Raw genomic sequence first — 12,785 nt, forward strand, 5'->3', positions numbered from 1 at the left:
AGTATCTGCATCCGTTCCCGGGGACATGAAAACATAACGTTTTGATGTTAAAGGGAAAATAAAAAGTGGTAATTGAAAGCGATATGCGGGAATAGCTCAGTTGGTAGAGCACGACCTTGCCAAGGTCGGGGTCGCGAGTTCGAGTCTCGTTTCCCGCTCCAAAAAGGCGCGTTAACAAAGCGGTTATGTAGCGGATTGCAAATCCGCCTAGTCCGGTTCGACTCCGGAACGCGCCTCCAATTTCTCTCATCATAGTTTTACATCAGTCGCGGGATGGAGCAGCTTGGTAGCTCGTCGGGCTCATAACCCGAAGGTCGTTGGTTCAAATCCAGCTCCCGCAACCAGTTTTAAACAAAACGCACTAGCGGTTTGTCGCGAAGAAAGAATCTGTCGCGGGGTGGAGCAGTTTGGTAGCTCGTCGGGCTCATAACCCGAAGGTCGTTGGTTCAAATCCAGCCCCCGCAACCAGTTTTATGTGTCACTGATGGGTGACAGACAAGAAAAAGAAAGAATTTGGCGCGGGATGGAGCAGTTTGGTAGCTCGTCGGGCTCATAACCCGAAGGTCGTTGGTTCAAATCCAGCTCCCGCAACCAATTTTATCAGTCACCGATGGGTGACACGCGAAGAAAGAATCTGTCGCGGGGTGGAGCAGTTTGGTAGCTCGTCGGGCTCATAACCCGAAGGTCGTTGGTTCAAATCCAGCCCCCGCAACCAGTTTTATGTGCCACCGATGGGTGGCAGACAAGAAAAAGAAAGAATTTGGCGCGGGATGGAGCAGCTTGGTAGCTCGTCGGGCTCATAACCCGAAGGTCGTTGGTTCAAATCCAGCTCCCGCAACCAGTTTTATGCGTCACCGATGGGTGATAGACAAGAAAAAGAAAGAATTTGGCGCGGGATGGAGCAGTTTGGTAGCTCGTCGGGCTCATAACCCGAAGGTCGTTGGTTCAAATCCAGCTCCCGCAACCACATTTAAAGCCCACTGAAAACTCAGTGGGCTTTTTTGTATTTGTTTTTCGTATATCCTGCGAGGCTAATAAGGTGTCTTTCGTGTAAAGATGCGAAATTTTCGTTTATCGCCAAGATCGCTAAGCCTGTGGATAGAGAACAAATGGAGAAGAGAAAAGTAAGAGAGCTGCAAGGAGGTTGCTTGTCTGCGAGACTTCCCTTCGAGATAAGTTATTGTGATTTCTTAATGCATGGATATTGCTGTATAACAAACAACAATCAGCTATCATTTGTGCTTTGGTTTAAATCGAACTGTCTGTCACTTTAGTATTTGTTTGAGAATAGTCGAGTGGATCATCCGTCACTGCGAGATTACTTTTCGCTTATGACGAAAGTGACGGAAGGCAATGCACGAATGATCCTACCGTGATCAGCGCTTTTCACGCCCCATCATCCGATCCCATTTTCGCTTTTGCTCATTGAGTTGATCTTGGCGCATTTGCTGTTTCATACGCATTTTCCGGATCAAGTCTTGTTTCTTTTTTTTGCGTTGCACTATATTGGCTATCAGCAGAAAACAGAAAAAAATAAATAACAGTATCAAAAACTTAGCTGTCATAAATTAGTCTCACACCCGCATGATGGTGTCTGAAAGTCGAAAAGAAAAGGGCAAAATGCAGCTATAACAATCGATATCTCGTGATGCCTAGCAATGCATGTGTATAGCGTTAAGCGGTGCAGCACGACGACATTTCGTAAGGGGTTTACGTATTCAAATAGTGCCAATGCTACTCATCTCAGGTTCACGGTTGAGAACGCGATGATACGCTGAGGTGATTTTGACAAAACGTGCTGCTGCCGATGCAGGATAACCGCTATGTTCGCTGAGAGCCAGTGTAAATAACATAGCGTATAGTAATAAAACATTATCCTGCAGCAGGATAGGCGGTATTAGCGATCGAGCATATGACCCATTTTCAGGGCTTTGGTCGCCAGATAGTGTTCGTTTTTCGGGTTTTTCCCCACCAGCAGCGGAACTCGCTCAACAATATCAATACCGGTTTCAGTGAGGATATTCACTTTCTTCGGATTATTGGTCAGCAAACGCACATGCTGTACACCCAACAGGGTAAACATATCGGCGCATAACGTGAAGTCACGCTCATCAGCAGCGAAGCCGAGTTGATGGTTGGCTTCTACCGTGTCGGCTCCTTGATCTTGCAGTGCATACGCGCGCACTTTATTCAGCAGACCAATGCCACGGCCTTCCTGACGGTGATAAATCAGAACGCCACGTCCGGCTTCGGCAATTTGTGTTAGAGCGGCGTGCAGCTGAAAACCACAATCGCAACGCAAACTGAACAGCGCATCGCCCGTCAGACATTCGGAGTGCACACGGGCCAGAACTGGCTCATCACCCGAAATGTCACCGAAAACCAGTGCCAGATGATCTTTGCCGGTTGCCAGCTCTTCAAAGCCAATCATCTGAAAATCGCCCCAAGGCGTCGGTAATACGGCTTCCGCCACCCGTTTTAACTTCATGTTGGACTCCTGCAATATTATCTTTTAGATCCTACTGTCAGTTGCGGTGCTTGACCAGCATTTAATGTAACGTCCTGAAGATTCTCAAAGATCCTGTGCGGCATGCCATACCCTGACTTTCTCTTCTACGCAGGGCATGGAATAAATTGCGAAACAGAGCATGATATTGGATGTTGCAGTGAGTTTCTTACGTAAGATAATCAGATTTTATGCAATAATTAACCTATTGATTATTAATGGATCATGCGTTGCATTTTTTCAGGGGATATGCCGTAAACCGCTAACAAACACGGACGGCAGCAGCGCATACAATGCTGTGTAAAAAAGGGAGTGGAGCAATGTATTACGGCTTTGATATCGGCGGCACCAAAATTGAGTTTGGCGCTTTTGATGCAGATTTGGTACGGGTTGCGCGTGAGCGCGTGGCAACGCCAACCGAAAGCTATGCCGCTTTTCTGGACGCTATTGTGACGCTGGTGAACAATGCTGATGCCGAGTTTGGCGTCAAAGGTACGGTTGGAATTGGGATCCCAGGGATTGCGGATGTCGAAACCGGTAAGCTTCTTACCTCCAATATTCCGGCGGCGATGGGGCACACTCTGCAACGCGATCTGGAAGAGCGCTTGCAGCGTCCGGTAAAAATTGAAAATGATGCCAACTGCTTCGCATTATCCGAAGCGTGGGATGAAGATCTGCGCGGTGAGCCGTCCGTATTGGGACTGATTTTGGGTACCGGAGTTGGGGGCGGGTTGATTTTCAATGGCAAGGTGCACTCTGGTCGCGCCAATATTGCGGGTGAAATTGGGCATACCCGTTTGCCATACGATGCATTGAAATTGCTCGGTATGGAAAATGCGCCGATTTTCCCGTGCGGCTGTAAAAACAGCGGTTGTATTGACAACTACCTGTCTGGGCGCGGTTTTGAGCAGCTGTATGACCACTATTTCTCAGAAAAACTGTCTGCCCCTGAAATCATAGCTCACTATGAACAAGGTGAGCGCCGCGCCGTGCAGCACGTTGAGCGGTTCATGGAGCTGTTGGCGATTTGCTTGGCGAACATCTTTACCTGCCTTGACCCACATGTGGTGGTGCTAGGCGGCGGTTTGTCTAATTTTGAGCTAATTTACCAAGAGTTGCCAAAGCGTTTACCAGCGCACCTGTTGCATGTGGCTAAGTTGCCAAAAATCATTAAAGCACGTCACGGTGACGCGGGGGGCGTGCGCGGGGCCGCTTTCTTAAATTTGGCCTAATAGCGTAGTCACGGTAAGCGACGAGCTTGGCATTACATCGGTAACGTCAGCAGAACTACACGTTCTGTGTAAATATCGTTGCGGCTTGGCCGTTTTTCGCACGACTCAAACCCGAATACTGACCTTGGTGTGTGTTCGGGTTTTTCTTTGTCTGCGGATGGGTTACCGAGTGTGTGCAGATTTATTATGGACTAAAGGCGAACTTTATTTTTATCCCTAACAGTGACATGGTAATAGCTCTACTTATTGCGGCCGTGGTTTGCGCATCTTGATGGTAGAACAACAAACGGCACGCAAGATACTCGTGGTACTGAATGTAAATGACACACCTGATGACAACACGCGTCCGTCGGCGGCGGCATCTCTGGCAGTTTCAATGTCAGCGTCGTTCGTCTTGTAATCTTGGCCGCGGGGAATGCGGTGACACGCACGGTGAAATGAATCTAGGGAGTAAAATTATGCAGCATCAGCATATCGGCAAGGTTGTCGTATTGACTGGCGCCGGGATTTCCGCCGAATCCGGGATCCGGACTTTTCGCGATCAAAATGGGTTGTGGGAAAACCATCGGATTGAAGATGTCGCCACTCCTGAAGGTTATTTGCGCGATCCAGAGCAGGTGCAGCATTTTTACAACCTACGTCGTCAAGAGCTGTTGTCGGAAGACTTAGAGCCAAATCCTGCGCACGTGGCGCTGGCGACTTTGGAAGCGGCGCTGGGGGATAACTTCCTGCTAGTGACGCAAAACATCGATAACTTGCACGAACGTGCTGGAAATCGCCGGATTATCCATATGCACGGTGAATTGCTCAAAGCGCGTTGTCCGGAGTCAGGGCAAACCATTGAGTGGCGCGGTGATTTACATACCGATGATCATTGTCACTGTTGCCAAATTCCTTCACCGCTACGTCCACACGTGGTGTGGTTTGGTGAGATGCCAATTGGGATGGATAAGATTTACACCGCGTTAGCGCAGGCTGACTTGTTTATTGCGATTGGCACGTCGGGCAATGTGTATCCGGCTGCGGGGTTTGTGCATGAGGCGCGCTTGGCGGGTGCGCACACCGTTGAGCTAAATTTAGAGCCGAGCCTTGTGGAAAATGAGTTTGCTGAGAAGCTGTATGGCAAAGCCAGTGACGTGGTGCCAGCTTTTGTGAATCAGCTATTGGCGGGCGAATATCGCTAATAGCAAGAGCGGGGTGAGTTGGGGCAATTTTTTGCACAACATCCGCTTTCGCCAAATGTCCGCTTTTGCCAAAAATCGGCGAAGCGTCCGTAAAACACGAATCACATTTTCGTGAAGGGATGCGAGTAGGGCAGATAAAAAAACCGAGCAGAGCTCGGTTTTTTAGTCATAGCTAAATCAGTGAACTGAAATCAGACGATTAACGACCAGCTTTCAGCTTCTGGAAATAGGTTTCGTACAGTTCGTTGGCTGAACCCACATCACTTTGCCACTCACCAGCCATGATGGTTTTTTCATCAGGGTAAATGGTTTTGTCTTCTACCATCTCTTTTGGCAGCAGAGGCTGGGCAGCTTTGACTGGTGTTGGATAACCAATTTCTTTCGCGACTTTTGCCGCTACATCAGGACGCATCAGGAAGTTGATCAGCTTCAGTGCTCCTTCTTTGTTACGGGCGTCAGCAGGGATAGCCAAGCTGTCCATCCAGAAGATAGCGCCTTCTTTTGGCCATACGATCTGTACTGGGGTGCCTTCTTGGCGCGCCATATAGGCAGAGCCGTTCCACAGCATACCCAGATTCACTTCACCGGCGATATAAGGATTCGCAGGGAAGTCAGAGTTGAAGGTCAGCACGTTTGGCATCAGCTTTTGCAGCTCATGGTAGGCTTCTTCAATCTGCTTTGGATCTGTGGTGTTAGCAGAGTAGCCCAGCTTGCGCAGTGCAACGTGGAAGAACTCACGCGCATCATCCATCATCAGCAGGCTACCGGCGTATTCCGGCTTCCACAGATCGGCCCAAGATGTCACGGTTTTCGGATCAATTGCATCCGTATTCACGCCGATACCGGTCGCACCCCAAATATAAGGAATGGAGTAATCGTTATTCGGGTCAAACGGCTTGTTCAGCAGAGCGGGATCCAAGTTCTTATAGTTTGGCAGCTGGCTCTTGTCGATCTTTTGCAGCATGCCTTCTTTGCGCATTTTATCGACATAATAGGTAGACGGCACGACCAAATCGTATGCGTTTTCTTTATTCAGCGTTTTCAGCTTGGCATACATGGTTTCGTTGGATTCATAGGTGGAATAGATCACCTTGATCCCCGTTTCCTGAGTGAACTCTTCCAACAGACCAGATGGGATATATTCCGACCAGTTGTAGAAGTACACTACGTTATTGTCGTTGTCTGCCGCATTCGCAACTTGAATGCCGAGCGCCATCATCCCCACAGCAAGAAGACGTGACCATCGTTTCATTCAAGACTCTCCTATAAGTTAAGGTTAAAAAAGCGGGGTAGAGCCATTTCTCCCCCCGCAGATATGGATAAGTAACAGGTATCGCCTGTTTACAGCTTAATCTGCATCCGCAGATCAGGCATGTTTTTTACGCAGTAACAGCTGGCTGGTGATAATCAAAATCAACGAGCCGCCCAGCATCAGTGTCGCCAACGCATTCACTTCCGGTGACACGCCTACCTTCACCATTGAGTAAATTTTCAATGGCAAGATTTCATAGGTTGGGCCGGTTACAAATGAAGAGACCACCACGTCATCTAACGATAGGGTAAAGCTCAGCAACCAACCGGCAGCTACCGCAGGCATTGCCAGTGGTAGCAAGATCTTACGTAAGATCACGGTTTCACTGGCGCCTAAGTCTTTGGCCGCTTCCAACATCCGCACATCAAAGCCTTTCAGACGCGAATACACGGTAACCACCACAAACGGCAAGCAGAATGTGATGTGGGCGAACAGCAGTGACCAAAAGCCCAGTGATACGCCAACTACCACAAACAGTGCTAACAGTGAAATGGCCATCACGATATCTGGCGACATCATCACCACAAACAGCATGCCGCTGACAAACGGCTTGCCGCGAAAACGATAGCGAAACAGCGCCACCGCAGTCATCGCGCCAATCAGGGTTGAGCAGGTTGCCGACAAAATAGAGATAGTCAGCGAGTGGCTCGCGGCCTGAATTAAGCTGTCATTGTTAAACAGGCGCTCATACCAGTTAAGGCTGAAACCTTCCCATTTAATGCCGTATTTCGAGCTGTTAAACGAGTTCGCGATCAGAATGCCAATCGGGATATACAGATAGGCATAGACCGTCACCATAAAGCTGCCACGTAGCAGTCGACCGATCATTCTAACTCACCTTTTCTGTTCAGCAGCTTACCAACGCGGTAATACACCAGCAGTAGCAAGCCCATCAATACCGTCAGCGTTACGCTGGTTGCTGCGCCAAACGGCCAGTCACGGATGTTGAGGAACTGGCTTTTGATCACGTTACCGATCAACAAGTTCTTGGCTCCGCCCAGCAGGTCAGAAACGTAGAACATGCCCATCGCAGGCAACAGTACCAATACGCAACCGGCAACAATGCCTGGCATGGTCAATGGCAAAATCACGCGGATAAAGGTCTGGAACTTGCTGGCACCCAGATCTTTGGCCGCTTCGATATAAGCATGATCCAGCTTTTCGATGCTGGAGTAGAGCGGCAGGATCATAAACGGCAACAGGATATACACCAGACCCATGATCACGGCCTGTTCGGTGTACATCAGCTTCAGCGGTTTATCAATCAAGCCAATGGAGAGCAAAATGGTGTTCAGCAGCCCTTTGGTGCCGATAAAAATTTTCAGCCCGTAGGTCCGGATCAGGGAGTTGGTCCAAAAAGGAACAATCACCAAAAACAGCATGATCGGACGCCACTTCGGCTTCATTTTGGCAATAATATACGCAAACGGGTAACCGATGATCAGACACAAGGCCGTGGCCAGCATCGCCATAGAAAGCGAGTGCCACATGACCTCCGCATACAGCGGATCGAACAAACGGGTATAGTTATCCAGCGTAAAGGTCAGCTGGATCAGGTTTGCGTCATCCCGCACCAGAAAACTGGTGGCGATGATCATCAGGTTGGGAATAAAGACAAAAATAGTCAGCCAGCCGACGATCGTCGCAATGACGAAATTCTGAAACTTACGCGTCGTCTTCATCGGCGAGTACCACCTCCCAGCTCTCTACCCAGGTCACGGCCACTTTCTGGTCAAGGGAGTGATCCACATCTGGATCGTCTTCGTTGAAGAACTCGCTGACCATCACTGACTTACCGCTTTCCAGCTCGACGGTTGAGTCCAGTGTCATGCCTTTATAGTTACGCTCGCGTACATAGCCTATGATGCCATCGATTTGTTCGCTGTCGTGGATCTCTTCGATACGCAAATCTTCTGGGCGCAGCAGCACGTGCACTTTGTCACCCGCCTGTACATCCATCATCACGTTATGAATATGACATTCACGGCCTTCAACGTTGGCCAGTACACGCTCGTCATCCACACGGCGGATAATCTGCGCGTCGAACACGTTGATTTCACCGATAAAGCGCGCCACAAACAGGTTGCGTGGCTCTTCGTAAATCTCACGTGGCGTACCGTCTTGTTCAATACGGCCATCACGCATCACGATGATACGATCTGACATGGTCAGGGCTTCTTCCTGATCATGGGTAACGAAAATGAAGGTGATCCCCAGCTTACGCTGCAGGGCTTTCAATTCGTTTTGCATCTGCTTACGCAGTTTGTAATCCAGTGCGGAAAGTGATTCATCCAGCAGCAGTACTTTTGGCTTGTTCACCACCGCGCGGGCAATTGCCACACGTTGCTGTTGACCACCAGAAAGCTGATGCGGACTACGATCGGCAAATTCATCCAGCTGAACCATGCGCAGGGCGTCCATCACCCGAGGCTCGATCTCCGCAGCAGGGACTTTTTGCATCCGCAGACCAAAAGCCACGTTCTCAAATACCGACATGTGCGGGAACAGGGCATAGCTTTGAAAAACCGTATTCACGTGACGGTGTTCCGCCGGAATGTCGGTGATGTCCTGGTTATCGAGAATAATGTGGCCGGAGTCGGCGTCTTCCAGACCCGCAATCAGGCGGAGTACGGTGGTTTTACCACAACCGGAAGGACCGAGAATGGTCAGAAATTCACCATGGTTGATGGTGAGATCGAGATTCGAGATGATGTCCCTGCCGTCGAATCCCTTACAAATTGCTCGGAGTTCTACTACCGGCGTACGAGAGCGTTGTTCAGTCATTTAGTTTCTTACTCTATCCTTAATGTGTACAGATAGAACCGTCTTTGGAAAAGACTGTTAACCAAAGACGCCACTGGATATAAAAAAGAGCGCGAATGATAATGGTAACTGCCCAGAAATAAAAGGCGTTTTCCCCTTATCGGCGCAATTTTCCTCTTTTCACTGCGAAAGCTCAAATGATAGTTTGCGCCCATAAATTTGCCATTGGACGTTTCGCGGTACAAACCGGCACCTTGCAGTGCCACGTGATGTCACCGCCATTTTCAACTTGACGTGTAACTCATTGATTACGTGTTACATGGGTTTTACCTATCACGATACAACCATCACTTACACAACTATGACTTATTCGGCTATCACTTAGAAAACGCAGGAAGAGCGGTGGAAAACCGTTCGCTCTGTTATTATGCCGTATACAAGGAAGTCATACTGACAAGGGAGTAAAGGGACTGATGGCATTCTTCTTTTCTGCGCGAATGACCGCATATGTGGCTGCTGCATTAACGTTGTTACCCTGTACTGCTGTGCAAGCTGTCACGCAGGTCTTTGAATATAAGAATTTTTATGACGACCCAATGCGTATAGCGGCGGCAGATAAGCCCGCGCTGCAAGCGCGTCTTGCGTATTTCCTGGTTAACCCGCAAAACGGCCAAACCTGCCAGATTCGCCAGATTGTGATGTCATCCGGTCGGCATCAGGAAGTGTTGCAGCCCGGTGCAGATCAGGAGATCAAAATCCCGCTGGATACCAATTTGCGCAGCCTTAACCCAAATTTGACGATGGATATCAACGCGGAGCAGCCGTGCAGTTTGTCTGTACAAGTGGTTAGCACGTTGCCGATGACGACGCAGATAGAAGGTAAGCAACTGGCCGCATTGGTAAAAGATATGAACGAGGTTTATCAACGCCTTGGCACTTTTGTCACCCGCCGTTATATGCCGCATGTCTCGGGGTTAGTGCTGCACTTTTCGGTGGCGGATGGCAAAGTTCTTGGAACTACATCAAAAAATCCGCTTTATATAAAAAATCATATTTTGACCCTGAATACGGAACAAATGGTAAATATAGAGACAGATTTACTTACATTTCCGGCCATTCCAGAAAAAATAACACCGTTTATTCAGCAGCATTCGACAAAAAACTGACTTGCCGCAATTCTTGCCTGTGCGCTCTTTGCATAATAGAGGGACTAAATACGAGGCACAGACAAAGATGGATAGACTGTTAGACAGATTTTTCTTTTACGTTTCTTTCGATACGCAATCTAAAGCCAGTAGCCGGCATGTTCCCAGCACCGAAGGGCAGATGAAATTGGCGCATGCGCTGCAGGACGAATTGCAGGAGATGGGGCTAACAGATATTCATTTGGATGAACACGGTTGCCTGATGGCTACGTTGCCGACCAATGTGGATTGGAAGGTGCCGACCATCGGCTTTATTGCGCATCTGGATACCTCGCCCGATTTTTCTGGCAAAAACGTTAACCCGCAAATCGTGGATAACTACCGTGGCGGCGACATTGCTCTGGGCATCGGTGACGAGATCCTCTCGCCGGTGATGTTCCCTGTTTTGCACGAGCTGCATGGTAAAACGCTGATCACCACTGACGGCAAAACTTTGCTGGGTGCAGACGATAAAGCCGGTATTGCTGAAATCATGACTGCCATTATGCGTCTGAAAGAGAGCAATATTCCGCACGGCGATATTCGTGTGGGCTTCATCCCTGATGAAGAGATTGGCCGTGGCGCGCAGTATTTCGACGTTAAACGTTTTGCGGCTGATTGGGCTTATACCATTGATGGCGGTGCGGTTGGTGAGTTGGAGTATGAAAACTTCAATGCCGCCAGCGCAGTGATCCATATTCAAGGTAACAACGTTCACCCAGGCTCAGCCAAAGATGTGATGGTCAATGCACTAACATTAGCCGCTCAGTTTCATGCCAGCATGCCGGTAGAAGAAACGCCAGAGCATACCGAAGGCTATGAAGGCTTTTTCCATCTGAATCAATTTAAAGGCACTGTGGAAAAAGCGGAGCTGCATTACATCATTCGCGATTTCGATAGCGATAATTTCGCGGCGCGTAAGCGTCTGCTGCAAGACAAAGTTGACAGTTTAAATGCAGGTATGCGAAACGGCTGCCACGCCACTATCAGCTTTAGCGATGCCTACCGCAACATGCGTGACAAGGTGCTTAAGCATCCGCACATCATCGACATTGCGCGTCAAGCGATGCAAGAGTGTGGCGTTACCGTATGCGAAAAACCTATCCGCGGTGGTACCGATGGTGCGCAGCTTTCGTATCGCGGGTTACCATGCCCGAATATCTTCACCGGTGGTTATAATTTCCACAGTAAACATGAGTTTGTGACGGTTGAAGGCATGGAAAGCGCTGTTGACGTGATCGCCCGAATTGCGGCGTTGACTGCTGAGCGTGCGCGTAACGCATAAGCGAGCTACATATCCTTTTTCGTCTCTAAAGCCGCTGATTTCAGCGGCTTTTTCTTTGGTGCATCCAGCGCCCATCAAGCTCGATTTCCCAATACTCTCTGGTATTTATTTAGCCGGCGTTACCGCGCATTTCTACATCGTGACAGTGTGAATATTTTGTTATCCAATGCTATCTTGTTAGTTAAAGCAGCAATACTTAATACAATCCTATTAAGGTGCTAAGCCTACGACTGAGTTGAGGTGTTAGGCGCATGGAATCAGCCGACAGGCAGGCGCAGAGAAGAGATATAGAGAATATATTTGCATCGGTTCACATGGCAGACACATCAATACAGACATGTGATACGGATGGCGCGACAGCAGGTGGGAGAGAATATGATGCAGCTGCAAAAATCAGAACTGGCAGACGCTGAATGGATAGATTTACAGGTGCTGGGTGAGCTGAAACACGAAATCGGAGCCGATGTGCTGAAAGAAGTGATTGAGGTTTATCTCACTGAGCTGGGTGAACATGTCGAGCAGATGCAGCAGGCTCGTCATCAAAATGATTGGGTAGCGTTGGGCAAGTTAGCGCATTGCATTAAAAGCAGCTCCGGTTCATTAGGCGCGTTGCGTTTGTATCAAGCTGCTTTAAGTGTTGAAACGCTGTGCCGCAAAGGTGCAGGGGAGCAGTGCGTGCCGGATTACGACAACTTTTTGGATTTTGCTGGACCAACGCGCGATGCGTTGCTGGCGTACCTAGAAAACTAGCCATTACTCCCAAGGGGGAAATCCTGATGAGTGTGATTATGTTGCGTTCATGGTTGTTGGCCGGGCTGATGGCTGTGACCGGCCTTGTTTCCAGCACTGTGTCGACTTCGGCACAAGCGCTTGAGGCGGTGACGGGCGATCCGGTCCTGACGGTTTCCGGCTCTATTGCTAAAACCAATGTGGGTGATAGCGCCGTTTTTGATAATGCACTGTTAGATGCGTTGCCGCAGTACACCATTACCACCACCACACCATGGTATGAAGGTGAGAAAACTTTCGAAGGGCCGCTAATTAAAGATGTGTTGGCTGCGGTGCAGGCATCAGGAAAAACGCTGACCTTTACCGCATTGAATGACTATGAGTCGACACTGCCCGTGTCGGATTTAGCCAAATACAATGTGATTTTAGCGCGCAAAATTGATGGCAAAATGCTCAGTGTGCGCGACAAAGGCCCACTGTTTGTGATTTATCCGTTTGATGCCAATCCTGAGTTGAAAACCAAGTCTTATTACAGTCGCTGCGCGTGGCAAGTGACATCCATGAAGGTCGAGTAGTGTAGAGTATGCCTG

At 49.0% G+C, this 12,785-nt stretch carries 12 protein-coding genes and 8 tRNA genes; 14 read left to right on the forward strand and 6 right to left on the reverse strand.

Annotation, left to right across the window (positions count from 1 at the left end):
* Positions 1-85: 85 nt before the first annotated feature.
* The 8 genes from LQ901_RS05265 (at position 86) to LQ901_RS05300 (ending at position 967) form a co-directional block, all read left to right on the forward strand.
* Positions 86-161, forward strand: a tRNA-Gly gene (locus LQ901_RS05265).
* Between the two features lie 4 nt (positions 162-165).
* Positions 166-239 (forward strand) — tRNA-Cys (locus LQ901_RS05270).
* Between the two features lie 28 nt (positions 240-267).
* Positions 268-344 (forward strand) — tRNA-Met (locus tag LQ901_RS05275).
* Positions 345-391: 47 nt separating this feature from the next.
* Positions 392-468: transfer RNA gene (locus LQ901_RS05280), tRNA-Met, on the forward strand.
* A gap of 49 nt (positions 469-517) precedes the next feature.
* Positions 518-594: transfer RNA gene (locus LQ901_RS05285), tRNA-Met, on the forward strand.
* Positions 595-638: 44 nt separating this feature from the next.
* A tRNA-Met gene (locus LQ901_RS05290) sits at positions 639-715 on the forward strand.
* A gap of 49 nt (positions 716-764) precedes the next feature.
* A tRNA-Met gene (locus tag LQ901_RS05295) sits at positions 765-841 on the forward strand.
* A 49-nt stretch (positions 842-890) separates the two neighbouring features.
* Positions 891-967, forward strand: a tRNA-Met gene (locus LQ901_RS05300).
* A gap of 409 nt (positions 968-1,376) precedes the next feature.
* Here LQ901_RS05300 and LQ901_RS05305 read toward each other — a convergent pair.
* A complete protein-coding gene (locus tag LQ901_RS05305) occupies positions 1,377-1,565 on the reverse strand; it encodes a hypothetical protein (protein WP_010863812.1) in 189 nt (62 codons plus the stop codon).
* A 332-nt stretch (positions 1,566-1,897) separates the two neighbouring features.
* Positions 1,898-2,488, reverse strand: a complete 591-nt coding sequence (gene ribA / locus LQ901_RS05310) for a GTP cyclohydrolase II (protein ID WP_010863811.1) — start codon at positions 2,486-2,488, stop codon at positions 1,898-1,900.
* Between the two features lie 338 nt (positions 2,489-2,826).
* Here ribA and nagK point away from each other — a divergent pair, with 338 nt between their 5' ends.
* Both nagK and cobB read left to right on the forward strand, forming a co-directional pair.
* A complete protein-coding gene (nagK, locus tag LQ901_RS05315; RefSeq protein WP_010863810.1) occupies positions 2,827-3,738 on the forward strand; it encodes an N-acetylglucosamine kinase in 912 nt (303 codons plus the stop codon).
* A gap of 458 nt (positions 3,739-4,196) precedes the next feature.
* Positions 4,197-4,922: a Sir2 family NAD+-dependent deacetylase gene (cobB, locus tag LQ901_RS05320; RefSeq protein WP_010863809.1), complete on the forward strand. Its 726-nt coding sequence runs from the start codon at positions 4,197-4,199 to the stop codon at positions 4,920-4,922.
* A gap of 199 nt (positions 4,923-5,121) precedes the next feature.
* Here the strand turns inward: cobB and potD are convergent, their stop codons facing one another.
* The 4 genes from potD to potA all read right to left on the reverse strand — a co-directional run bounded on the left by potD (position 5,122) and on the right by potA (position 9,018).
* Positions 5,122-6,174, reverse strand: coding sequence for a spermidine/putrescine ABC transporter substrate-binding protein PotD (gene potD / locus LQ901_RS05325; RefSeq protein WP_010863808.1), 1,053 nt, complete (start codon positions 6,172-6,174; stop codon positions 5,122-5,124).
* A gap of 114 nt (positions 6,175-6,288) precedes the next feature.
* Positions 6,289-7,062, reverse strand: coding sequence for a spermidine/putrescine ABC transporter permease PotC (gene potC / locus LQ901_RS05330; RefSeq protein ID WP_010863807.1), 774 nt, complete (start codon positions 7,060-7,062; stop codon positions 6,289-6,291).
* Positions 7,059-7,916, reverse strand: a complete 858-nt coding sequence (gene potB, locus LQ901_RS05335; protein WP_010863806.1) for a spermidine/putrescine ABC transporter permease PotB — start codon at positions 7,914-7,916, stop codon at positions 7,059-7,061. The genes potC and potB overlap by 4 nt, the downstream gene beginning before the upstream one ends.
* A complete protein-coding gene (gene potA / locus LQ901_RS05340; protein WP_010863805.1) occupies positions 7,900-9,018 on the reverse strand; it encodes a spermidine/putrescine ABC transporter ATP-binding protein PotA in 1,119 nt (372 codons plus the stop codon). Before potA ends, potB begins: the two co-directional genes overlap by 17 nt.
* Positions 9,019-9,470: 452 nt before the next feature.
* Here potA and LQ901_RS05345 point away from each other — a divergent pair, with 452 nt between their 5' ends.
* From LQ901_RS05345 to LQ901_RS05360, 4 genes are all read left to right on the forward strand, one after another.
* Entirely contained in the window at positions 9,471-10,163 is a 693-nt protein-coding gene (locus LQ901_RS05345; protein WP_064977828.1) for a DUF2987 domain-containing protein, read from the forward strand.
* A gap of 67 nt (positions 10,164-10,230) precedes the next feature.
* The gene (pepT, locus tag LQ901_RS05350) at positions 10,231-11,466 is read left to right on the forward strand and encodes a peptidase T (protein WP_152136214.1); all 1,236 of its coding nucleotides are present in this window, start codon (positions 10,231-10,233) and stop codon (positions 11,464-11,466) included.
* A 375-nt stretch (positions 11,467-11,841) separates the two neighbouring features.
* The gene (locus LQ901_RS05355) at positions 11,842-12,216 is read left to right on the forward strand and encodes an Hpt domain-containing protein (RefSeq protein ID WP_052181210.1); all 375 of its coding nucleotides are present in this window, start codon (positions 11,842-11,844) and stop codon (positions 12,214-12,216) included.
* A gap of 26 nt (positions 12,217-12,242) precedes the next feature.
* Complete coding sequence (locus LQ901_RS05360) at positions 12,243-12,770, forward strand: molybdopterin-dependent oxidoreductase (protein WP_225624416.1); 528 nt, start codon at positions 12,243-12,245, stop codon at positions 12,768-12,770.
* Positions 12,771-12,785: the final 15 nt, after the last annotated feature.

The sequence above is a fragment of the Plesiomonas sp. PI-19 genome (genome assembly GCF_021368255.1).
In the GTDB taxonomy this organism is placed as follows: domain Bacteria; phylum Pseudomonadota; class Gammaproteobacteria; order Enterobacterales; family CAMTGL01; genus Plesiomonas; species Plesiomonas shigelloides.